Genomic DNA, 20,688 nt, shown 5'->3' with positions numbered 1-20,688 from the left:
CGTTCCTGCTAGGAAGCGCCCCGGCATGGACCTTCCGCCTCAGACTCGCTCCACCTTCGACGCGCTCGTGGCCCGGGGCTACAACCAGGTGCCCGTGGTGCGGCGGTTGGCACTGGGGGCCCTGCGTCCGACAGACCTCCTGCGCGCCCTGCCGGAAGGCCACCGCTTCCTGTTGGAGAGCACCCGGACCAGCGCGGAGGGGCGCTACTCCCTCCTCGGCAGCCGACCCTTCCTCCACTTCACCGCGAAGGGCGCCCGGTGCTTCATCGATGGTGAGCCGCAAGCAGGTGCTCCGCTGGACGTGCTGCGCGGCCTGCTGCGGCGCTGGAGGGGCGTGCGCTTCACGGGCCTGCCCCTCTTCTGCGGTGGCGCGGTGGGCTTCTTCTCCTACGAGGCGAGCCACTACTTCGAGTCACTCCCGCGCCACCCGAACGACGACCTGAAGCTCCCGGACATCGCCCTGTCCTTCGTGGACACCTTCCTCGCCGTGGACCACCAGGAGGGCCAGCTGCTCGCGGTGGCCACGGGCTCGGACTGGGAGGACTGCACGCGGCGCCTGGACGCGCTGGAGGCGTGCGTGCGCGAGGCCGTCCCCACGCCGCCGCCCGCGCCTCCGTCGCTGCCGGCGCCCACGGTGGAGTACCGCTCCAACTTCACGCAGCCGGCCTACCTGGACGCGGTGGAGCGCGTGCGCGAGTACATCCGCGCGGGAGACACGTACCAGGTCAACCTCTCGCAGCGGCTGGAGGTGGACTTCACGGGCGAGCCGCTCGCGCTCTACGAGACGCTCTCCGCCACCAACCCCGTCCACTTCGCCAGCTACCTCGAAGGGGACGGCTTCCACGTGGTGAGCGCGTCGCCGGAGCGACTGGTGCGCGTGGAGGACGGCAAGGCCATCACCCGCCCCATCGCGGGCACCCGGCGGCGCGGCACGCCCGAGGAGGAGGCGCGCTTCGTCCACGAATTGCGCACCAGCGAGAAGGAGCGCGCCGAGCACGCGATGCTCGTGGACCTGGAGCGCAACGACCTCGGCCGGGTCTGCGCCTACGGCACGGTGGAGGTGGCGAAGCTGATGGAAATCGTCGAGTACGCCCACGTGCTCCACATCGAATCGGAGGTGACGGGGCGGCTCGCGCCGGGCGTGGAGCCGCTGGACGTGGTGGGCGCGCTCTTCCCCGGAGGCACGATTACGGGCGTGCCGAAGATTCGCACGATGCAGATCATCACCGAGCTGGAGCCGCACGCGCGCGGCCTCTACACGGGCTCGCTCGGCTATCTCTCCTTCACGGGAGATTTGGACCTGAACATCGTCATCCGCACGCTGGTGGTGAAGGACGGCCGCGCCTACGCGCAGGTGGGCGGGGGCATCGTCCACGATTCGCAGCCGCGCCAGGAGTACAAGGAGACGCTCAACAAGGCGCGCTCGCAGCTCCTCGCGTTGTCCGCGTGCGGGAGGGCGGGATGATTGTCCTCATCGACAACTTCGACTCCTTCACCTTCAACCTCGTGCAGGCGCTCGGCGCGCTGGGGGCGGAGCTGGAGGTGGTGCGCAACGACGCCATCACCGTCGAGGAGGTCAAAGCGCTCCGGCCGAGCCACATCGTCATCTCCCCCGGCCCCTGCACTCCGGCGGAGGCGGGCGCGTCGATGGACGTCATCCGTGCCTTCGGCGGGAAGGTGCCGCTGCTCGGCGTGTGCCTGGGGCACCAGTGCCTGGGCCAGGTCTTCGGCGCGAAGGTGGTGCGCGCGCCGGTGCCCGTGCACGGGAAGACGGCGGAGGTGGAGCACACCGGCCAGGGCGTGTTCCGGGGCCTGCCCGCGCCCTTCACCGCCGCGCGCTACCACTCGCTCGTCGTCGCGCGCGAGGGGCTGCCCGGGTGCCTGGAGGTGACGGCCTCGCACGACGGGCTCATCATGGGCATGAGGCACCGCGAGCTGCCGCGACTGGAGGGCGTCCAGTTCCATCCCGAGTCCTTCCTCACGCCCCACGGTCCGAGGCTGCTCGCCAACTTCCTGGAGCCGGAGCGCTGAATGTTCTCGACGGTGGCGGTGGACGGAGAGGTGAGGCGCTGGGAGGACCTGCGCCTGCACGACTTCGCGCAGGGCTTCTTCTTCGGCGCGGGCTTCTTCACCACCTTCCGCATCGACTCGGGCGCTCCGCTCTTCCTCGCCCGACATCTCGCGCGGCTCCGGGCCAGCGTCGCGGCCTTTCCCACCGCTGTCCGCGCACCCTCTCCGGAGCAACTCTCCGAGGCCACGGTGCGTGACACGCTCCGCCGCTGCCTGGGTGCGGATGCGGCACTGGGCGCGGGCTTCACCGGCGTGGGCAAGCTGTCCGTGAGCGATGGGCACGTGCTGCTCACCCTTCGCCCGGCGAGCCCCGAGGCCGAGCGTCACCTTCGTGAAGGCCGCGCCCTGGACGCGGTGGAGCCGGGCGCGTACCGGCGCGGAGAGCCCACGCTGAACCACAAGGGCCTCTCCTACTTCCGCCAGTACGCGCTGATGGAGCGCCTGCCCCTCCTCGGCAACGACGCCGGCGAGGTCTGCGAGCTGCCCACCGCCAACCTCTTCTTCCACCTCGACGGCGCGCTCGTCACGCCACCGCGGGACGCACCGTGCCTGCCGGGCATCATCCGCGAGGTGCTGCTGGAGGCCGGCCACGTGGACGGGTTGTCCGTGGTGGAGCGGCCGGTGCCCCTCGCGCGGCTCGCGGACGTGCGTGCCTGCTTCTTCACCAACGCCGCGGTGCTGGCCACGGGCGTGCCGCGCCTTCTCGGCCGCGAGCTGCCGCAAAGCCTGTCACTCGCCGAGCAGGTCCGCGTCCTCGTCGAGGCGGTGGCGCGACGCGAGACCTGAGGCACACTGCCCCCATGAGCCGCACCCTCGTCATCGTCCACCGCTGGGCGGGCCGTCCCAACACCGACTTCTACCCGTGGCTCGACGAAAAGGTGCGCCAGCCTCCGGCGCGCTTCGACTCCGTTCGCACGCTCGACATGCCGACGCCGGGCGCGCCCACCATCGACGGCTGGGTGTCCGCGCTCCGCGACGCGGTGGGCCCGGTGCCTTCGCCGTCCACCGTCCTCCTCGGGCACAGCGTGGGGTGCCAGACGATTCTCCGCTACCCCACGCGCGGCGCGAACCCGAGCCCCTCTCGAACCTCGTCCTCGCGCAGCATCCGCCACGCGCCCTCCGCCACGTCCAGCACCACGCCGCCCACGGCCTCGCGGTGCAGCGCGAGCACCGGGTGCCCCACGGCGGCCAGCATCCGCTTCACCTGGTGGTGCCGCCCTTCCGTGAGCGTGAGCTCCACCACGTCCGGCGCGCGCAGCCTCGCACCCGCGGGCCGCGTGGGCCCGTCCTCCAGCACCAGCCCCTCACGCAGGCGCTGCAGCGCGGCCTCCGCAGGCCGGCCCGCGACGCGCGCCACGTACCGCTTGGCCACGTGCGTCTCCGGGGACGTCCCGTGCCGCACCAGCCGCTCGTCGTTGGTGAAGAGGAGCAGCCCGGTGGTGTCCCTGTCCAACCTTCCCACCGCGAGCCACTCGTAGCCGCGCAGCTCCTCGGGCAGCACCGCGCGTAGACGCTCGAAGACGGTGCCCACACCCTCCGGGTCCGAGCCGTGCACCACCGGCCCCGCGGGCTTGTGGAACATCAGCGCCGACAGCTGCGCATCCAGCTCGCGCACGCGGCCGTCCACGCGCACCACCGTGCCGGGCCTCACCGGCGCGAAGGGCTCGCGCTCCACGCGCCCGTCGACCTCCACGCGCCCCTCGCGAATCGCGGCCTCCGCCTCGGCGCGCGTCAGCACGCCTGCCCGCCCCAGGGCCCGGGACAGCCAGTCCGCGCGTCCGTCCGCCGGCACGTCTCCGGGCCCGCGGCGCCGGGCCGCCTCCAGCCACTTCGGGGTGCGCTGCCTGCGTGCCATGCCTGCTTCCTCGCATCCTCATTCCCCGCCAGCAAGCACCGCCTCCTCTCCCGCCCGCCCTCCCTTCGAGGCGGCCACGGCGTCGAGCGCTCAACATGGCGTGCCTACCTTCAGGAACAACGGGGCGCGGGCACATGGGCGCCGGGCAGCCCCCTCTCGACAGGTCATTTCTCGCACTGGAGGAGACTGCATGGGCAGCGTACAGGAAGGGTCGAACGTTCAGGGCAGCACCTACTCTCAGCGCCCGGTGGGCGCGACGGATGGCTCCGGTGACTCGCACTCCACGGGCGGCATCGCGGCGGCCAGCAAGGAGCAGGTGAAGCAGCTGAGCGGCGTGGCCAAGGGCCGCGTCTACTCGCAGGTGGAGAGCCGTAAGGGTGAGCTCGTGAAGAGCATCCAGGGGCTGGTATCCACGCTGGAGTCGGCATCGAACAACGAGGAAGCGGCCATGGTGCGCCCGCTCCTCAACGGCGCGGTGGGGCTGCTGCGCAAGACGTCGGACCGGCTGGAGAACGGCACCACCGAGGAGCTCCTCGCGGACGCGCAGGCGCAGGTGCGCCAGCGGCCCGGTCTGTTCATCGCGGGCTGCGTGGCCGTGGGCTTCGCGCTCGGCCGGTTCATCAAGGTCTGACGGGAGGCACGCGGATGGAACCCACGACTCCACGCCATGACGGAGACGGCTACGAGACACGCGACTCCTCCTCCGAGAGTGCCTTCGGGGGCCGCGGCTTCGGAGCGCTGTTCTCCGAGTTCATGGAGCAGGCGCGTCGCCTGGTGCGCGCGGAAGTGAGCCTGGCGCGCGCGGAATTGCGCGACGAGGTGAAGAAGGCGTCAGCCGGCGCCGGAATGCTGGCGGGCGGCGGCGTGGTGCTGCTCCTCGGAGCGCTGACCTTCGTCGCGTTCCTGGTGGCGGCGCTGGCGGAGGTGATTCCCGTGTGGGCCTCGGCCCTCATCGTGGCGGTGGTGCTGCTGGCGGTGGGTGGCGCGGTCGCCTGGGCGGGCCTCGGCAGACTGAAGCGGGTCCACGGACCTCAACGGACGATTCAAACCCTCAAGGAGGATGGGCAATGGGCGAGCAGGACCGCGCACTCCATGAAATCTCAGATGCACGGGCACGCCTGAGCGAGCTGGCCGACGAGCTGGCCCGCAAGGCCGAGCCGGACCGCCTGAAGGCCATGGCCCAGGTGAAGGCCGAGGAGCTGAAGGTGAAGGCCAAGGAGTTTGCCGTCGAGAAGACGGCCGAGCTCAAGCAGCACGCAAAGGATGCCGCCGTGGAGAAGGCCACGGAGCTCAAGACACACGCCAAGGAGACGGTGATGCAGAGGACGACGGAGCTGAGGGAACGTGCCGACACCCCGAAGGGGTGGAGCCTGCTGGGCGCCATCATCGGCGCCGGCGTGGGCTCGGCCCTGATGCGCAAGGCCTTCACCAGGCGCGAGGAGCACCGGTACGACACGCACCGCGACAACCGGTGGCGTGACGAGGACCGCTGGCGCTACGAGGGCATGCGCGGCCGCGGCTATGACGACCGCTATGCCTCCGCCGAGCGCACCGACATCGGCTACGGCGCGGGCACCAGCTACGGCGACGTGGGCTACCAGGGCTCCGCGCCCGTGGGCTACGAGGGCGTGTCCTCCGACTACGACGTGTCCTCCAGCCGCGACATCGACACCGGCGAGGGCGGCCTGAAGGCGAAGGCCTCCGAGACGGCGGCCAACGTGAAGGAGCGCGCTTCCGAGGCCGCGGCCAACGTGAAGGAGCGCGCTTCCGAGGCGGCCCACACCGTGAAGGACAGGGCCGTCGACGTGAAGGAGCGCGCGGTGGGCAAGGCCTCCGAGGTGCGTGAGCGCGCCGCGGGCGCGGCGCACCACCTGCGCGAGCGGGCCTCACACCTGCGCGAGCGAATCCCCTCGCGCGACGAGATGCGGTCCCGCGGCACCGACTGGTTCAACCGCACGCTGGACGAGCAGCCCCTCCTCCTGGCGCTGGGCGGCATCGCCGTGGGCATGCTGGCCTCCACGCTCATCCCCGTGTCGAACAAGGAGCGCCGCCTCATGGAGCCGGCCAAACGCCGCGCCGGGGAGGAAATCTCGCACCTGGGCGACCAGCTCAACCAGCGGTTCCAGCCCCGCGAGTCGCAGGCCTCCACGTACGAGGACCGCGAGGGCTACTCGGCCTCCAGCATGTCCTCGACGTCGGACCTGAACACGCCGGCCTCCACCACCACCGGCTTCGGGGCGAGCAGCATCAGCTCCTCCACGCCGACGAGCGCCTCCGGACTGGGCTCCGCGAGCACCTCGGGGGTGAGCGTGTCGGGCACGGAGGACAGCACGGACGCGCTCGCCTCGTCGCCCTCCGGCTCGTCGCGAATCCCTCCGCTCCCGCCGCTGGATGACGTGACGAAGGTGCACTGAAAGCCACGCAAAACGTGACGACACGGTGACAGGGGGAGCAGCGGCCAGGGGGCCGTTGCTCCCCTTCCGTTTGACTTGGGCCGGCTGCGTCTGCCATGTGCGCCGCCGTGGCCGTCCCCTCTGAAATCCTCGCCTCCATGTCTCCCCCGCCGCCGGGCGCCGCCGTGGCCTTCACGCTCCGGCTCGCCGAGGCGCTGCACCGCTACGGCACGCCTGCCCACCGACTGGAGGGGCTGATGCAGCGCGTGTCGGAGCGGCTGGGACTGGAGGGGCGCTTCTTCTCCACGCCCACCTCGCTCTTCGCGTCCTTCGGTCCGCCGGAGTCGCTGCGCACCAGCCTCATCCGCGTGGAGCCGGGTGATTTGGATTTGGAGCGGCTGACGCTGCTGGACGTGCTCACGGATGACGTCATCCAGGGGCGGCTCACCCCCGCCGAGGGCGCGCGGAAGGTGGAGGCCATCCTCGAGATGCCGGTGCGCTACGGCCCGGGGCTCCAGCTCTTCTGCTGGGCGCTGGCGGGCGGCGCGGCGGGGCGGCTCTTCGGCGGTGGCCTGCGCGAGATGTGCGTCGCCGCGCTGAGCAGCCTCGTCATCGGCACGCTGGGCGAGCTGACGCGGCGGCAGCCGAGCACCGCGCGGGTGCTGGAGCCGGTGGCCGCCATCCTCTCCTCGTCCTTCGCGGTGCTGGCCGCGAGCTTCTTCGGCCCTCTGTCCGTGCAGGTGGCCACGGTGGCGGGGCTCATCGTCCTGCTGCCGGGGCTGTCGCTGACGGTGGCCATCAATGAGTTGGCCACGCGCCACCTCATCTCCGGCACCTCGCGGCTCACGGCGGCGGCGCTGGTGTTCCTCCAGCTCGGGTTCGGCGTCGCGCTGGGGAGCCGGCTCGCGACGCTGCTGCCCCCGCCGGCCCTGGCACCGCTACCTCCGGCGCTGCCCATGTGGACGCAGATGGTGGCGCTGGCCCTGTCGCCGGTAGCGGTGGGCGTGCTCTTCCGCGCGGGGCCTCGCGACTGGGGCTGGATTGCGGCGGCGTGCACCTTCGCCTTCGTGGGCTCACGGCTGGGGGCGCTGCTGCTGGGCGCGCAGCTCGGTGCCTTCGTCGGAGCGCTGCTGCTGGGCATCGCGAGCAATGCGCTGGCGCGGCTGCGCAACCGGCCGTCCGTCACCACGGTGGTGCCGGGCCTGATGTTGCTGGTGCCCGGCAGCGTGGGCTTCCGAAGCCTGTCCTCGCTGCTGGAGCGGGACGTGGTGGCCGGCGTGGACACGGCCTTCAACATGCTGATGGTGGCCGTGGCGCTGGCGGCGGGCCTGCTGTCCGCCAACGCCCTCGTGCCTCCGCGCAAGGTGCTCTGACGTCTCAGTGCAGCCGGGTGACGTACACCGCCACCAGCGACAGCAGGAAGTACGCCACCAGCACCGCGGCGCCCGCGTACTCCTTCGCCATGCGCTGGCCGAAGAAGAGGGCGATGAGCGACACCGCGGACAGCAGCGCGCCCCAGAAGGCCAGCGTCGCGCTGCCGGTGACGAAGAGGGCCACGAGGCCCGCCGCGCTGAGCGCGCCGGCGGCCAGCTCCAGCAACGTGAGCGTGGCCAGCATCAGCGGCACCATGCTCCGCAGCGGGCTCTTGGCGAAGTGGCCGGTGAGCCACCCCAGGTTGCCCTTCCAGTCGAACACCTTGTCCAGGCCGGACTGGAGGAAGAGGATGGCGAGGAAGGCCGAGCAGAGTGCCTGCAGCAGCCAGAGGGTAAAGGCGGTCGATTCGAAGGACGGCATGGCGCGCCACTCTAGCCGCCTGGCGCCCGGGCCCAAGTCTTCTCGTCAGGAGGGCGTCCAGGCAGGCATGGGCGCAGTGCGTTGCTGCCTTGCCACCATGGCGTCCCTACCTTGACGCCATGGCATCCGAGGTCACCGCCCGCCGGGTCTTCACCGGCCTCATCCTGTTATCCATCCTGCTGTTGGCCCTGGTCATCCGCCCCTTCGCCGAGGCCTTCTTCCTCGCGGCGGTGCTCGCGGCCGCGTTCTACGGGTTGCACAAGCGGCTGACGCGGCGGCTGCGCGGCAGGAGCCACCTGTCGGCCAGCATCATCTGCACCGGCATTGTCCTCGCCCTGCTCCTGCCCCTGGGCGGCCTCACCGCCTTCGTCGTCACCGAGGTCTCGGAGGGGGCCCAGTTCGTCACCAAGACGGTGCAGCAGGAGGGCGTCACCGGCCTCGTGGAGCGGCTGCCCGGACCGGTACGCGGCACGGTGAAGAGCCTGCTGGAGAAGATGCCCGTCGAGGAGCAGAACCTGGACCAGACGATTCAGCAGCAGGTGACCACCCAGGGCGGCACCGCGGCCAAGGCGGTGACGGGCGCGGTGGCGGCCACCGGCTCCATCGTCTTCCAGTCGGTGATGATGATCATCGCCCTCTTCTTCTTCTTCACGGACGGCGCGCGGCTGGTGGAGTGGATTGAGAGCGTGTCACCGCTCAAGCGCGGGCAGACGCGCGAAATCATGCGCGAGTTCCGTAGCGTGTCCGGCGCGGTGCTCCTGTCCTCGGTGGCCACCGCGGGCGTGCAGGCGGTGGCGGCGCTCATCGGCTACTTCATCGCGCGGGTGCCCGCGCCGCTGTTCTTCGGTGGGTTGACCTTCTTCGTGGCGCTCATCCCCGCCGTCGGCGCGGCCTCCGTGGTGCTCGTCGCGGCGGCGTTGATGTTCTTCAGCGGCCACCCCTGGGCGGCGCTCTTCCTCGCCATCTGGGGCACGGTGGTGGTGGGCCTCGTGGACAACGTGGTGAAGCCGCTGCTCGCCAAGCGCGGCATGCACCAGCACGGGGCCATCGTCTTCTTCGCGCTGCTCGGCGGCCTCGCCGCGTTCGGCACGGTGGGCCTGCTGCTCGGGCCCCTCATCGTCGCCTTCTTCCTCGCGCTGGTGCGCATCTGGGAGCGCGACTACGGCCGCTCCAGCCCGCGCCCCGGAGACCCGGCCACGCCAGGCCCCGGCAGCGAGGGCGAGCGTGGCACCCCCACCGTGCGCGCGGAGACGGGCGAGCGGGTGCCCCTGTCACCGACGCCGACCTCCGAGGCGCACTGAGTCTCACGAAACAAAGGCGGCCCCGCCCTCCGATGCTCACGGGAGGCGGGGCCGCGGTGTTTCCAAGGCCTTCGCTCAGGCTCAGAACGACGAGCCGCTGGCGCGCCGGCCCGGCGACGAGGTGAGGCTGGACAGGCTGGTGTGCAGCACGAAGGTGCCGCTGGCCGAGGCATCCGGGCTGCGGTTGGCGGACACGCCGTCCGTGCCGCTCACGCCCGAGCTCAGCGTCGCGGTATCCACCGCCGTGCCGGACGCGTTCTTCAGCGTCACCGTGTCCCCGCTGTTCGTCAGGCCCAGCGTGCCGGTGGACGCCACCACCGCGCCCGGCGTGCCCGAGGGAATGCCCGCCGAGCCGCCGAACACCACCACCACTCCGCCCGCCGCCAGCGTGGTGCCGCTCGGGAAGGTGTGCCGCACGCTGGCCGCGTCCGCCACCGTCCAGCCGCTCAGGTCCGCGGAAGCCGTGCCCACGTTCACGATCTCCACGAACTCACCCGTCACGTCCGAGCCCGGCTCGTTGACCATCACCTCGTTGATGATGACGCTGGCCGTGCCACCGCCAGACGTGGTGATGGTGAAGCCCGCGTTGCTGGTGTCGGTGACGCTGGCATCGGCCGCGTCGCTCACGCGCACGCGCGCGGTGGTGGTGGAGCTGGAGGGCACCGTCCACGTGTAGCTCCCCGTCGAGGCCGAGGCGCTGGAGGTGAGCGTGGTCCAGGTGCTGCCGCCGTTGAGCGAGTACTCAATCTTCACGCTCGTCACGCCGGAGGAGGTCCAGGTGATGCTGTGCGAGCTGCCACCCGCCCAGCTCTCGCCGCCGTTGGGCGACGTCACGGTGACGCTGGCGCTCGTCGTGTCGCTGGGGACGAGGAAGTCCTTGATGACGCCCATGTGCTGCATGCCGGACGCGCCGCTGTCGCCGGAGAGCGCGGGGGAAATCTCGGAGATGGGCGAGTACACGCGCGTGTCCGCCACCAGGCCCGCGGAGAAGGAACTGCCACCGATGACGACCGCCGTCTGGTACGCGCGCAGGTCGCTGTCCACCAGCACGTGGTCATACGGCGAGCCGCGGCTCGCGTTGGTGTTGGTGTTGCCATTGCGGTCCGCCGGGTACGGGCTGGCCGTGGACACCACCTGGGCGAAGGTGGTGAAGCACGCCTCGCTGCGGCTGCCGGTGTTGAAGTCACCGCCGATGGCCAGGTAGTCCCCCGTGGGGATGCTCGCCTTGATGCGGCTGACCAGGCTGGTGGCCTCGGTGTTGCGCGTGCTGCTGTTCGTCGTCAGCAGGTGCACGCTGACCACCCACAAATCCTTCGAGCCCGGGATGTCGATGCGCGCCCAAGTGAAGTCGCGGTCGCTGACGGACGTGTCATCCCACTCGCCCGCGGAGAGGATGGGATAGCGGCTGATGATGCCGTTCGGAATCCCGCTGCCGCTCTCGCGGAAGTACGAGAAGCCCGTGCCGAAGGCGGTGTCGACGAAGGAGCGCAGGTCCGCCGCGGAGTTCGTCTTGTAGTTGAACTCCTGGAGCATCACCACGTCCGGGTCCGTGCCCTGGAAGATGCGGATGCCATGGCCCGGGTCATAGTCCTGACCCGTGCCGCTGGTGAGGTTGGCCGCCATCAGTCGGAGACGGACACTCGCCAGTCCGTCCTCGCGGACGCCTACCGCGGCCTCGTCCCCCGGAGATACGGACTCCGGCTCCACGCCACCGCCGCACGCGGAGAGCACGAGGGAGAACATCAACGCCACGTAACGCCATACCTGCTTCGAAGGGGGCTTGTCGTTTCGCACGCGGTCCATTCCTGCTCCGGAAGTGAGGAGCGGTGAGGGGTCGGATGAGACACCTGATACGTGTTTCACGCGTGCGACAGCACGCGCGGAACCAGCCCGGTTTATCCAATCTCTCCAGGAGGGTGCTGCGTCAAAGTCCGGTGAAAATATTTGGAAATATACCCAGCGCCGCCGGCTACATCGCGGCGGCCGTGGAGAGCGCGACGAAAAGGTAGCGCAGCCCCTTGCCGAGTGTGACGAAGAGGACGAAGGGCACGGGCCGCACGCCGAGCATGCCCCCGGCGATGACGAAGGCGTCTCCCACCACCGGCATCCACGACATGAGCAGCGCGGGCGCGCCCCAGGTGCGCACACGTGCTTCGATGCGCTCCAGGCGTGGGCCCTCCTTCGCGCGCCGCCGCGCATACCACCGGCCCAGGGGCCCACCGCCGCCGGCCGCCACCCAGCGGCCCAGCGCGTACAGCGTCAGCGCGCCCAGCACGTTGCCCACGGTGGCCACGGCGATGGCCGTCGCGAGAGGCGTGCCGCCGTAGATGAGCGCGGCGAGCGCCGCCTCCGAGGGCACCGGCACCACCGAGCCCGCGAGCATGGCGACGAGGAAGAGGCCCGGGAGCCCCCAGGTGGCGAGTGTGGACGCGTCAGGCATGGAGCACGGGCTCGGGAAGCGCCGCGAGCCTGCCATGTCCCGGCGCGCGCGGGTGGGTTTCCCATCGTCCGCTCCCGAGCAACCGTCCCATGCGCCGGGTTGCTCGGCTGCCCACACTGGTGCTCATGCTTGCTGGAAGGCCCACATCGGGCCTCGAGACTCGTGTCTTGACGGAGGGTGCATGCGGTCCATGGATTCGGGAGACGCCCGGGTGGCCTCCATCCTCGTCGCGGACGACCCGGAGTTGTCGCAGCAGGGGGACGGCCTGGACGTGGTGGTGCGGCTTCGCGACGGCCGGGGGTTCACCCTCACGCTGGTGCCGCTGGAGGCGCTCCAACGGAGGCTGTCGGACGCGCCGTCGCTGCTCGCCACGCGCCTGGTGCTGGTGCGTCAGCTCACGGACGACGCCGTGCTGCACGCGGTGCGCGCCGCGGTGGACCAGGGCATCGAGCGCTTCGGAACGCTGCAACCCCCGCTCGAGCAGTAACTCGCCGCGCACGAAATGCGCTGTTTCGCGGAGGAACGCAGGAACTGCGCCCTTCGGAGGGCAAGCGTGCGTCTGGACCTCGTGCGTCATGGACGGCATGGGGCTTGCCATGGGTGACGGTGACGTCTTCTCCCCCGCGAAGGAACGCCGAGCCCATGAGCAGCACCGTTGCCCCAGTCCCGAGCCCTTCCCCCGACCTCCGTCTCGTCCCCGTGGAGATTGCCCCCGAGACGTTCTGGGTGGGCAAGCGAGAGCCCGGAGCCATCTTCTTCGCCAATCCCTACCTGCGCCGCTTCAAGGGTGCCGACACGAAGACGCAACGGCAGACCGAGTTCAACCTCCTCATCGACCCGGGCTCCAGCAGCGACTTCTCCACCATCCACACCAAGGTGACGTCGCTGATTGGTGGCATGGACCGGCTGTCGGCCATGTTCATCAACCACCAGGACCCGGACGTGGGCTCCTCCGCGAGCATCATCTCCGCGCGCTACGCGCCCCGCGCGGGCATCCTCTGCACGGAGGACACGTGGCGGCTCATCGTCCACCAGAACCTGCCGCGCCACCGCTTCATCCCCACGGAGAAGTTTGCTCAGGGGCTGAGCGTGCCCACCGGGCACAAGCTCGTGCCGGTGCCCTCGCCCTTCTGCCACTTCCGGGGCGCGGTGATGCTCTATGACCCGCAGACGCGGGTGCTCTTCACCGGAGACCTCTTCGGCGGCCTCACCGACTCCAACGCGAAGGGGCTGTGGGCGGACGAGTCCGACTGGGCCGGCATCCGCGCCTTCCATCAAATCTACATGCCCGTGAATGCGGCGCTGGTGCGCGCGGTGGCGGCCATCCGCAAGCTGACGCCGGCGGTGGAGATGCTGGCGCCGCAGCACGGCCGCGTCATCCGCGGGCCGCTGGTGCATCAGTTCCTGGAGCGCATGGAGAAGCTGCAGGTGGGCCTCGACATCATGGACGAGGCGCAGGACCGCACGCACCTCCAGGCGTGGAACGTGGTGATTGACCGCGTGCTGACGCTGGCGCGCGGCTACCTGGGTGACTCGGTGGAGGCGAAGCTGGCGGCCAGCAAGGATTTGGCGGACACCGCGCAGTACGACGGCACGCACCTGGTGGTGAACCGGCTGGGCAAGTGGACGCTGGAGCACGTGGTGGACCTGCTGTGCCACGGCGAGCCGCCGGAAATCGCGGGCCCCATCATCGTCGAGGCCACCAGCGCCGCCGCCGAGTACAACCTGCCCACGCCGCACCTGGACCTCGAGGGCACGGGAGCGCCGTCCCACGTGTCGCTGCTGGACCCCTGAGCCCGGCGGGCCCGGAGAAAGGAGACGGAGGTCCCGGTGCACTCGACGGATGATGAAGCCGGCGATGTGGCGTACCTCGGAGGCGCGGTGGAGCAGGCGGAGGCGCCGCGGGGCCCTCCCGCGATGGCGCACGCCGCGACGCCAGGGCCGGCACAGCCTCGGACACCCGCCGCGCCGCCTCCCGGCGGGCCGCTCGCGCCGTCGCGAGAGCAGCGGCCCTCCGGGATGCCTTCCGACGTGCCATTCCCGGGCGGGCCGTCCATGCCCGCACTCGCGCACGCGCCCGGTGCGACACCCGCGGACGCGTTGCTCCGTTCCTCGACGCCTCCGCCCGCGCTTTCATTGGGAGAGACGCTGCGCCCGCTCACGCCGGTGTCTTCGCCTCACGGCACGCTCCTGCAAGGCGTGGTGACGCCGCTCCCTCCTTCTCCCAACGTCCGGGGGCTGATGCCAGGACAGGTGGTTGCCGGGCGCTACCGCGTGGAGCGGTGGCTCGGCGCGGGCGGCAGCGCCACCGTGTACGAGGCCACGGACCTGCGTCAGGACCTGCGCGTCGCCCTCAAGGTGCTGGCGGTGCCATACGCCCACGAGGCCCTGGTGGCGCGCTTCCATCAGGAAGTGGAGCACGTACGCGCGCTGGAGCACGTCAACATCCTCCGCGTCTTCGATGCCGGCGTGGACGGAGAGCGCCACTACCTCACCATGGAGCTGCTGGAGGGCTCGGACCTGCGTCAGTTGCTGGCCACGCGCCGGGCCACGCGGGCCGAGGCGCTGCGCTGGCTCACCCACGCCACGGTGGCGCTGGAGCACGCGCACGGGCGCGGCGTGCTGCACCGGGACGTGAAGCCCGCCAACCTCTTCATCACCCGCACCGGCGTGCTGAAGCTGATGGACTTCGGCCTCGCGAAGAGCACGCACGTGGCCGGCGCCACGGCGCAGGGCGCGGTGCTCGGCACGCCGGAGTACATGGCCCCCGAGCAGGTGATGGGCAGCCCTCCCGTGTCGCCCGCCACGGACCTCTACGCGTTGGGCGTGGTGGCGTACGAGCTGCTCACCGGGCAGCTCCCCTTCCGCCACGCCCAGCCGATGCCGCTGATGTTCATGCAGGTACAGCAGGCCCCGACACCGCCGCGCACGCTGTGCCCGGACCTGCCGGAGCCCTTCGAGCACGTCGTCCTGAAGCTGATGGAGAAGCGCCCCGAGGACCGCTTCCCCGACGCGGCCTCGCTGCGCGCCGCGCTGGGGAAGCTGTGGCCGTACGTGTTCCTCAAGGAGCCCGCTTGAGCGACACCCCCGCGGGCGTCCCGTCCGCGGGCCAGCGCGACAGCGACAGCATCCGCCCCGGTGCCTGGCACAGCGTGACGTAGCGCCCGCCGCCCGGGTGGAGGAAGTAGAGCGAGCGCGGCGCCTTGAAGGCCGCGGGCACGGAGTCCTCCCGCTCCGGCCAGACGCTCCGCCCCGTGCGCCACGCACGCACCACGGGCCGCTCTCGCAGGTGGTGATGCACCTCCACCACCACGCCGTCCACGTCCGCGGCGTTCCAGTCGAGTACGAGCGTGTTCCCCGACTGCCGCCGCTCGCTCAGCAGCGGGAAGGTGCGCCCCTCGGCGGAAGCCGTGGCGTCTACCTTGGCCCCTCGCAGCGGCTCCAGGAAGGACATCTCCAGGCGCGAGGTGCCGGGCGGGAAGCGGAACGTATAGGCCATGCGCCCGGGCTTCGGGTGCGTGGCGCCCACGTAGGCCTTCGCGTCGGACTCCACGAGGCGCGCGGGCTCGCCCACGCGGAACTGGTCCACGTCCTCGGGGGCGGCGAGCGCGGGCGCCTCCGGCGGCAGCTCCACGCGCTTCCAGCCCGCCGTCTGGTCATCGGGTAGCCAGCACGTCCCGGCGGGAGCCATGGCCAGCCACAGCGCGCCGGTGAGCGAGAGCAGGGCCCCCATGTCACGCGCTCCGGGAAGGAGACTCGGACGCGCGCGAGGACAGCAGGGCCGCGCCCACCAGCAGCGCGCCCGCGGCGGCCAGTCCCATCACGCGCAGCGAGCCGTGGAGATTCACGGTGTCATAGAGCAGCGCCTTGCCCACGGAGATGGCCACGAAGCCGAAGCCCGCGTCGCGCATGACAGGCGTGCCGCGCCGACGGCCGATGAGCACCAGGGCCACACCCGCGACGAGCCATCCCAGCGTGAGCACCAGGCGGCGGGCCACGTTGTCCTCGGCGATGCCGAGCGTGAGGAAGTGGAAGTAGAAGGCCCACGACGCGGCGACGGCGGCGATGGTGAAGCCATGCCAGACGAGCACGTTCCGCACGCGCTCGGAGGCCTCCCCCGCCCGCGCGCCCGCGCGCCACACCAACAGGGCCGCCACGGCGAGCGTCAGCGCCAGCCCCACGAGCAGCGACTCCTGCTTCGTCGCCGCGTACCAGAGCCCTCCGGCCATCGCGCACGCGAGCACCGAGATGGGCCCCAGGAGCCCGCGCGTGCGGGGCACGTCGACGAATGCCAGCGCCGCGGCTCCCAGCGTGGCCACCGCGAGCAGCCACTCGGGCGCCACCTGCAAATCTCTCCAGAGGAACACCACCGCCAGGGCCAGGAGGCCACCGCCCACGCCTCCCAGCACCTTCACGTCCCACTTCGTCGTCGTCGTGTGCATCCGATTCCTCCTTCGCCATGTGTCGGCGCGCGGAAGAGCCCGGATTGCAGCCGCCCTGCCAATGCCTGACGCGAGGCGGCACGCCCACTTTTGAGCCCCCGCGTGCAGCGGTGTGCACAGTGCCGGAGACGCCTGTGCACACCGCCGTGCACGGCTCACGGCGAGCGGACCCCGTCGCGACTCCGCGTGCTTCCGCCGCAATCCCTGTCACCCGGCGAGCCGCGGACGCTGCCCGTGGATGGGATGTCGGCCTACACGCCGCGCGGCCTCTCCGAGAATCTTCCGGTTCCCGGCGGTCGGACTCTGTATGGTTGACCCATCTGGAGCCGGGCCCGGGGCCGAGTCACGGGCCGGGCCGGGGGACACCATGCACACCTGGCAATTGCTGTCGTTGGCCGCGTTCCTGTGCCTCACCGGGACAGGCTGTGCCGAGTCCGCGTGGACCGCGGAGCGCGGAGCCATGCAGCAGGAACGGCCAGCGGAGTCGGACTCCAGGTCGGAGACGTTCCACTTCGGCAACGAGACGGGTGAGGAGCCCGCCGAATCCGAGTCCGAATCCGAGGGCGACCCGCTCGAGGAGGGCGACGCCGAGGGTGAGGCGCCGGGCTCCAGCCCGGTGCGCATCTCCGGCTCCATGCGGGACCTCACGAAGGAGGAAGAGGAGGAGGAAGAAGAGGAGCATCCCTGGTTCTTCCCACCACGCTCCCTCCACCTCTTCGTCCGGCAACGCGGCTCCTTCGTCCCCATGCGCGGCGCTCCCGGGGTGGCGGGCGACTACGTGTTCGCGAAGGTGCCCGACGGCCGCTACTACCTGCGGGAGGGCGACAACGTCTTCGTCACCCGCGCACGCAAGGTGGACCTGGGCGTCGACAAGCTGCTCCGGGACGGCATCGCGGACCTGGAGACCGACTCGCTGGTGAGCGTGCGCCTGGGCAATCTGGAGCCCTGGCATGACCGCTTCAATCACTCGGAGGGCGAGCAGGGCCCGCCCTACTCCGACGTGCAACTCGTCTCCGAGCAGCTCGGCTTCGGCACGTCCCTGGTCCTCTACGACATGCACGAAGGAGCGACCTCGGCGGACGAGGACGTCGAGCTCTACCTGGCCCGCCGCATCGAGGCGGAGCGCGGCGACAGGCTTCGCGTGGTGCAGCACGCGCCGCGCGAGCTGTGCCTCCTACCCGGCGGTGGCGTCCAGCGCTACTCCACGGCGGTTCGCGCCCTCCACCTCCCCCCGCTCTCGCACGACGGCACCGGGCTGCTGAATATCGAAGGGGCGCTCGCGCCGCTGCCCCAGCATGAGCTCGCGCTGGACTGGAGGCTCTCCGCCTTCGCGGCCCTCGCCGCGGAGGTCCACCCGGAGGCCGTGTGCGCCACGTCGCGGCTGTCCATGCGACCGTCCTCGCCCGAGCCCTGCACCGTGGGTTGGATGGGATTCCTGGGCGAGCTGATGAGCATGAGCGTGTCCCCGAACGCACCGGAGCGCCTCGCGGGCACGGTGCGTTATGGCAATCCCTCTCTCACGCGCACGGGCGTGGTGGCGCGGGCCGCGACGACCTTCGCCGTCCCCGTTCAGACGCCCGACGGAGTGGCCTTCCACCTCACGGCCTCCGTCTTCGTGCAGGACCGGCCCGGCAACCTCTCCGGCAGGCCGCTGCTGCCTCGCATCCAACCGCCCCGCGGCCTCACCCTCGACGGGACGGAGGCCTACAGCTCACGCATCCTGGACGATGGGGCGCATGTCATCGGCTGGCAGCCGCCCTCGGGAGGTGCGCCGGATGTCTATCTTCTGCGGCTCCAGTGCATCGACCTGGACGACCCGGCGCATCCCCAGCCCGTTCCCGTGGCCCAGTTCTACGTGGACGGCGACGCCACCTCCGTCCGGCTGCCGGCGGGGTTCCTGGAGCCGGGCAATCACTACTCCCTCACCGTCGAGGCCGTCGTGTCCGAGGGGTACGCCGTGTGGAATCGGCCGCTGATGCTGAACGACCGCTACATCATCAGCCGTGCAGCGGCGCTCTGCGGCCTGCTCAGCATTGCCCCGCGTGCGTCTTTGGCGGCATGACCGGCCCATGACATCCCTATTGCATCCGTAACTGTATAGTCCTCGGACCGCGCCAGCATGGGGGACCGGGCATCCAGCCCGGCGCATGGTGTTGGCGGGAGGGGGCTATGCAGAACGGACGTCTGATATTGCTTTCGCTGTTCCTCTGCACGACGTGGTTGGGTTGCAACGAGGACCCGGACCCGACACCCGACAGTGGAACAGTGGCGGACGGGGGAACGACCCGGGACGCTGGCTCGGATGCGGGCCTGCCTCCGACCGACGCGGGCTCGGATGCGGGCACGGACCCGGCCGACTCGGGCACGGATGCGGGCACCGGCTCGGAGGACTCGGGTACGGATGCGGGCACGGACCCGGCTGACGCGAGCACGGACGCCGGCCCGACCCCGGCCGATTCAGGAACGGATGCAGGCACGGGCACAGAGGACTCGGGCACTGACGGAGGTTCGGGCCCGGCCGACTCGGGCACGGATGCAGGCACGGGCTCAGAGGACTCGGGCACGGACGGCGGCTCGGGCCAAGCGGACTCGGGCACGGACGCGGGGCCCGGCCCGGAGGACTCGGGCACGGACGGCGGCACGGACCCGGTCGATGCGGGCGTGGACGCGGGCACCGACGGCGGCACGGACCCGGGTGACGCTGGCATCGACGGCGGCAGCGGGCCGAGTGACGGCGGAGTGGATGCCGGAGCCGACGCAGGCCCCTCGGACGACGCGGTGCACATCCGCCGCAGCCTGCGCTTCTACACGGCCACCGGCATCACGGAGGTGCCGGAGGACTTCACCGCGAATCCCGTGGAGTTGTTCGTCCTCGACGGAGGCACCTTCGTCTCCATCCCCGGCGAAGCCATCGGCTCCGGCCAGCTCATCTTCCGGGATGTGCCCCAGACCCAGTTCTACGTGAGGGTCGGCAGGGACTACCTCATCACGGATGCACGCGAGCTGGACCTGGGCGTCAACCGCCTCGGCCGCGCCGATGCACGGGCCGTCGAGCCCTCGGAGCAGGGAGACCTCGGGGACCTGCGACTGTCCGGGCTCGATCCCTGGGTGACGAACAAGCCGCCGTACACCCAGACGAACCCCTATTCCGACTTCCAGCTCATCTCTGGCGAGCTGGACTTCACGAGCACTGTCAGCCCCCTCACGCCACAAGACGGGGACATCCGCGTCGAGGAGCAGGGGGTGAGCATCTTCAACGAGGCGGCGCCCTCCATGCCCATCTTCGAGCAGGCGCGAGGAGACCGCGCCTGGATGCTGCAACGGTCGCCTCGATACCTGGACCCGCTGCCCGATGGAGGCGTGCAGGGCTACCTCACCACGGTTCGCGCCATGCACCTGCCGCCGCTCGACTATGACGGCACCGCGCCCATGGCCATCGAGGGCACGCTCGAAGCGCTGCCCCCGCGGGAGCTGCGGCTCGACTGGCGCATCTCCGAGTTCGCGGCGCTCGCCGCCGAGGTGAATCCCTCCGCCAGCCTGCGCAATCTCTCCTTCAGCGTGAATCCGTCGCCGCACGACACGCCCGAAGGCTGGGTAGGCTGGTCGGGCGAGTTGCTCACCTACTACCGTCCTCGTGGCGACGCGTCCGACGTCCAGGCCACCCTCGTCTATGGAAACCCCTTCCCCTCCGATTGGGGACTGGTGGCGACCGCGACCACCAGCTTCGGGATGCAATACACGCTTCCCAACGGGCCGAGCGTCATCGTCAACGGCAACATCCTGGTGGCCAATCGCCTCTCCGCGCTGGTGGCCGGCCCCATCACCCCGCTCATGCGGCCCCCGCGCGCGCTCCTGCTGGATGGCACGCTGGCGTATGGGCCGCGAGAGCTCGCCGTCGGCAGCCACCGCGTCGACTGGCAGCCGCCCGCTTCCGGAGACGTGGAGGTGTACACGGTAAGGGTGCGGCGCTTCGAGGTCCTCGACGAGAACTTCGCGTTTCCCATCCAGGTCGCCACGTTCTTCGTGGACAGCAGCACCACCTCGGTCCTGCTGCCGCCCGACCTGTTCGAGCCGGGGGTGGGCTACATGATCACCGTGGATGCCATCAACGCGGGCGCGTACCGGATGAGCGATAGGCCGTTGACGCTCGCCGACTGGGCAACCCAATACCGGGGGTCGACGATGAGCGGCCTGCTCACCGTTCCCGCTCCAGCGCCCTGAACCGTACCGGGCCGGCGGGAAGCGTCACGCCCGCCGGCCCGCATGTCGCACAAGAGAGGGATTCCCGGGCGGTGCGTCTGGATTCATGATGAGTCCATGACGCATCCGCCGCCCGGAGCGCTATATGGTCCCCGGTGATTGCGCCACCACCGGGGACCGGGCATGCAGCCCA

At 70.8% G+C, this 20,688-nt stretch carries 19 protein-coding genes and 1 pseudogene; 14 read left to right on the top strand and 6 right to left on the bottom strand.

The window, feature by feature from the left end:
- Positions 1 to 25: 25 nt before the first annotated feature.
- From ACVTJA_RS11420 to ACVTJA_RS11405, 4 genes and pseudogenes are all read left to right on the top strand, one after another.
- Positions 26 to 1,465, top strand: a complete 1,440-nt coding sequence (locus ACVTJA_RS11420) for an anthranilate synthase component I family protein (RefSeq protein WP_465836355.1) — start codon at positions 26 to 28, stop codon at positions 1,463 to 1,465.
- Positions 1,462 to 2,031, top strand: a complete 570-nt coding sequence (locus ACVTJA_RS11415) for an anthranilate synthase component II (protein WP_465836353.1) — start codon at positions 1,462 to 1,464, stop codon at positions 2,029 to 2,031. The genes ACVTJA_RS11420 and ACVTJA_RS11415 overlap by 4 nt, the downstream gene beginning before the upstream one ends.
- Positions 2,032 to 2,856, top strand: a complete 825-nt coding sequence (locus tag ACVTJA_RS11410; RefSeq protein ID WP_465836352.1) for an aminotransferase class IV — start codon at positions 2,032 to 2,034, stop codon at positions 2,854 to 2,856.
- Positions 2,857 to 2,870: 14 nt separating this feature from the next.
- Positions 2,871 to 3,065 (top strand): annotated as a pseudogene (locus ACVTJA_RS11405) (RBBP9/YdeN family alpha/beta hydrolase); the annotation flags it as partial.
- A gap of 53 nt (positions 3,066 to 3,118) precedes the next feature.
- On the opposite strand, the gene ACVTJA_RS11400 reads toward ACVTJA_RS11405, so the two are convergent.
- A complete protein-coding gene (locus ACVTJA_RS11400; protein ID WP_465836351.1) occupies positions 3,119 to 3,925 on the bottom strand; it encodes a pseudouridine synthase in 807 nt (268 codons plus the stop codon).
- Between the two features lie 190 nt (positions 3,926 to 4,115).
- On the opposite strand from ACVTJA_RS11400, the gene ACVTJA_RS11395 reads away from it, so the two are divergent.
- The 4 genes from ACVTJA_RS11395 (at position 4,116) to ACVTJA_RS11380 (ending at position 7,691) form a co-directional block, all read left to right on the top strand.
- Positions 4,116 to 4,556, top strand: a complete 441-nt coding sequence (locus tag ACVTJA_RS11395; protein ID WP_465836349.1) for a hypothetical protein — start codon at positions 4,116 to 4,118, stop codon at positions 4,554 to 4,556.
- 14 nt (positions 4,557 to 4,570) lie between these two features.
- On the top strand, positions 4,571 to 5,047 hold the full coding sequence (locus ACVTJA_RS11390) for a phage holin family protein (protein ID WP_465836347.1): 477 nt from the start codon (positions 4,571 to 4,573) through the stop codon (positions 5,045 to 5,047).
- Positions 4,993 to 6,339 (top strand): hypothetical protein, encoded by a 1,347-nt coding sequence (locus ACVTJA_RS11385; RefSeq protein WP_465836345.1) that lies wholly within the window; start codon positions 4,993 to 4,995, stop codon positions 6,337 to 6,339. The genes ACVTJA_RS11390 and ACVTJA_RS11385 overlap by 55 nt, the downstream gene beginning before the upstream one ends.
- A gap of 95 nt (positions 6,340 to 6,434) precedes the next feature.
- Positions 6,435 to 7,691, top strand: coding sequence for a threonine/serine exporter family protein (locus tag ACVTJA_RS11380; RefSeq protein WP_465836343.1), 1,257 nt, complete (start codon positions 6,435 to 6,437; stop codon positions 7,689 to 7,691).
- Positions 7,692 to 7,695: 4 nt separating this feature from the next.
- Here ACVTJA_RS11380 and ACVTJA_RS11375 read toward each other — a convergent pair whose 3' ends face one another.
- Positions 7,696 to 8,112, bottom strand: coding sequence for a DoxX family protein (locus ACVTJA_RS11375; protein ID WP_465836341.1), 417 nt, complete (start codon positions 8,110 to 8,112; stop codon positions 7,696 to 7,698).
- A gap of 119 nt (positions 8,113 to 8,231) precedes the next feature.
- On the opposite strand from ACVTJA_RS11375, the gene ACVTJA_RS11370 reads away from it, so the two are divergent.
- Entirely contained in the window at positions 8,232 to 9,413 is a 1,182-nt protein-coding gene (locus ACVTJA_RS11370; protein WP_465836339.1) for an AI-2E family transporter, read from the top strand.
- 81 nt (positions 9,414 to 9,494) lie between these two features.
- Here ACVTJA_RS11370 and ACVTJA_RS11365 read toward each other — a convergent pair whose 3' ends face one another.
- The gene (locus ACVTJA_RS11365) at positions 9,495 to 11,216 is read right to left on the bottom strand and encodes a lamin tail domain-containing protein (RefSeq protein ID WP_465836337.1); all 1,722 of its coding nucleotides are present in this window, start codon (positions 11,214 to 11,216) and stop codon (positions 9,495 to 9,497) included.
- 166 nt (positions 11,217 to 11,382) lie between these two features.
- Positions 11,383 to 11,853, bottom strand: a complete 471-nt coding sequence (locus ACVTJA_RS11360) for a YqaA family protein (RefSeq protein WP_465836335.1) — start codon at positions 11,851 to 11,853, stop codon at positions 11,383 to 11,385.
- A gap of 181 nt (positions 11,854 to 12,034) precedes the next feature.
- Between ACVTJA_RS11360 and ACVTJA_RS11355 the strand changes: the two genes are divergently transcribed.
- From ACVTJA_RS11355 to ACVTJA_RS11345, 3 genes are all read left to right on the top strand, one after another.
- Positions 12,035 to 12,340, top strand: coding sequence for a hypothetical protein (locus ACVTJA_RS11355; RefSeq protein WP_465836333.1), 306 nt, complete (start codon positions 12,035 to 12,037; stop codon positions 12,338 to 12,340).
- 155 nt (positions 12,341 to 12,495) lie between these two features.
- A complete protein-coding gene (locus ACVTJA_RS11350) occupies positions 12,496 to 13,647 on the top strand; it encodes an oxygen-binding di-iron domain-containing protein (protein ID WP_465836331.1) in 1,152 nt (383 codons plus the stop codon).
- Between the two features lie 36 nt (positions 13,648 to 13,683).
- Positions 13,684 to 14,931: a serine/threonine-protein kinase gene (locus ACVTJA_RS11345; RefSeq protein WP_465836329.1), complete on the top strand. Its 1,248-nt coding sequence runs from the start codon at positions 13,684 to 13,686 to the stop codon at positions 14,929 to 14,931.
- Here ACVTJA_RS11345 and ACVTJA_RS11340 read toward each other — a convergent pair.
- Together ACVTJA_RS11340 and ACVTJA_RS11335 are read right to left on the bottom strand one after the other, a co-directional pair.
- Positions 14,915 to 15,586, bottom strand: a complete 672-nt coding sequence (locus ACVTJA_RS11340) for a hypothetical protein (RefSeq protein WP_465836327.1) — start codon at positions 15,584 to 15,586, stop codon at positions 14,915 to 14,917. The genes ACVTJA_RS11345 and ACVTJA_RS11340 overlap by 17 nt on opposite strands.
- A 1-nt stretch (position 15,587) precedes the next feature.
- Entirely contained in the window at positions 15,588 to 16,454 is an 867-nt protein-coding gene (locus ACVTJA_RS11335; RefSeq protein WP_465836326.1) for a DUF2339 domain-containing protein, read from the bottom strand.
- A gap of 208 nt (positions 16,455 to 16,662) precedes the next feature.
- Between ACVTJA_RS11335 and ACVTJA_RS11330 the strand changes: the two genes are divergently transcribed.
- Both ACVTJA_RS11330 and ACVTJA_RS11325 read left to right on the top strand, forming a co-directional pair.
- Positions 16,663 to 18,357, top strand: coding sequence for a fibronectin type III domain-containing protein (locus ACVTJA_RS11330; RefSeq protein ID WP_465836324.1), 1,695 nt, complete (start codon positions 16,663 to 16,665; stop codon positions 18,355 to 18,357).
- Positions 18,358 to 18,464: 107 nt separating this feature from the next.
- On the top strand, positions 18,465 to 20,516 hold the full coding sequence (locus ACVTJA_RS11325) for a fibronectin type III domain-containing protein (protein WP_465836323.1): 2,052 nt from the start codon (positions 18,465 to 18,467) through the stop codon (positions 20,514 to 20,516).
- The last annotated feature ends 172 nt before the right edge of the window (positions 20,517 to 20,688 follow it).

The organism is Pyxidicoccus sp. M6 (assembly GCF_055568925.1).
Note: the sequence above shows the minus strand (reverse complement) of the source record. Positions and strands in the feature narration are given on the sequence as shown.

Excerpts from the sequence above, each read along its gene's own strand:
- ACVTJA_RS11420 (WP_465836355.1), top strand. The coding sequence starts at position 26 with ATGGACCTTCCGCCTCAGACTCGCTCCACCTTCGACGCGCTCGTGGCC.
- ACVTJA_RS11415 (WP_465836353.1), top strand. The coding sequence starts at position 1,462 with ATGATTGTCCTCATCGACAACTTCGACTCCTTCACCTTCAACCTCGTG.
- ACVTJA_RS11410 (WP_465836352.1), top strand. The coding sequence starts at position 2,032 with ATGTTCTCGACGGTGGCGGTGGACGGAGAGGTGAGGCGCTGGGAGGAC.
- ACVTJA_RS11400 (WP_465836351.1), bottom strand. The coding sequence starts at position 3,925 with ATGGCACGCAGGCAGCGCACCCCGAAGTGGCTGGAGGCGGCCCGGCGC.
- ACVTJA_RS11395 (WP_465836349.1), top strand. The coding sequence starts at position 4,116 with ATGGGCAGCGTACAGGAAGGGTCGAACGTTCAGGGCAGCACCTACTCT.
- ACVTJA_RS11390 (WP_465836347.1), top strand. The coding sequence starts at position 4,571 with ATGGAACCCACGACTCCACGCCATGACGGAGACGGCTACGAGACACGC.
- ACVTJA_RS11385 (WP_465836345.1), top strand. The coding sequence starts at position 4,993 with ATGGGCGAGCAGGACCGCGCACTCCATGAAATCTCAGATGCACGGGCA.
- ACVTJA_RS11380 (WP_465836343.1), top strand. The coding sequence starts at position 6,435 with ATGTGCGCCGCCGTGGCCGTCCCCTCTGAAATCCTCGCCTCCATGTCT.
- ACVTJA_RS11375 (WP_465836341.1), bottom strand. The coding sequence starts at position 8,112 with ATGCCGTCCTTCGAATCGACCGCCTTTACCCTCTGGCTGCTGCAGGCA.
- ACVTJA_RS11370 (WP_465836339.1), top strand. The coding sequence starts at position 8,232 with ATGGCATCCGAGGTCACCGCCCGCCGGGTCTTCACCGGCCTCATCCTG.
- ACVTJA_RS11365 (WP_465836337.1), bottom strand. The coding sequence starts at position 11,216 with ATGGACCGCGTGCGAAACGACAAGCCCCCTTCGAAGCAGGTATGGCGT.
- ACVTJA_RS11360 (WP_465836335.1), bottom strand. The coding sequence starts at position 11,853 with ATGCCTGACGCGTCCACACTCGCCACCTGGGGGCTCCCGGGCCTCTTC.
- ACVTJA_RS11355 (WP_465836333.1), top strand. The coding sequence starts at position 12,035 with ATGCGGTCCATGGATTCGGGAGACGCCCGGGTGGCCTCCATCCTCGTC.
- ACVTJA_RS11350 (WP_465836331.1), top strand. The coding sequence starts at position 12,496 with ATGAGCAGCACCGTTGCCCCAGTCCCGAGCCCTTCCCCCGACCTCCGT.
- ACVTJA_RS11340 (WP_465836327.1), bottom strand. The coding sequence starts at position 15,586 with ATGGGGGCCCTGCTCTCGCTCACCGGCGCGCTGTGGCTGGCCATGGCT.
- ACVTJA_RS11330 (WP_465836324.1), top strand. The coding sequence starts at position 16,663 with ATGCACACCTGGCAATTGCTGTCGTTGGCCGCGTTCCTGTGCCTCACC.
- ACVTJA_RS11325 (WP_465836323.1), top strand. The coding sequence starts at position 18,465 with ATGCAGAACGGACGTCTGATATTGCTTTCGCTGTTCCTCTGCACGACG.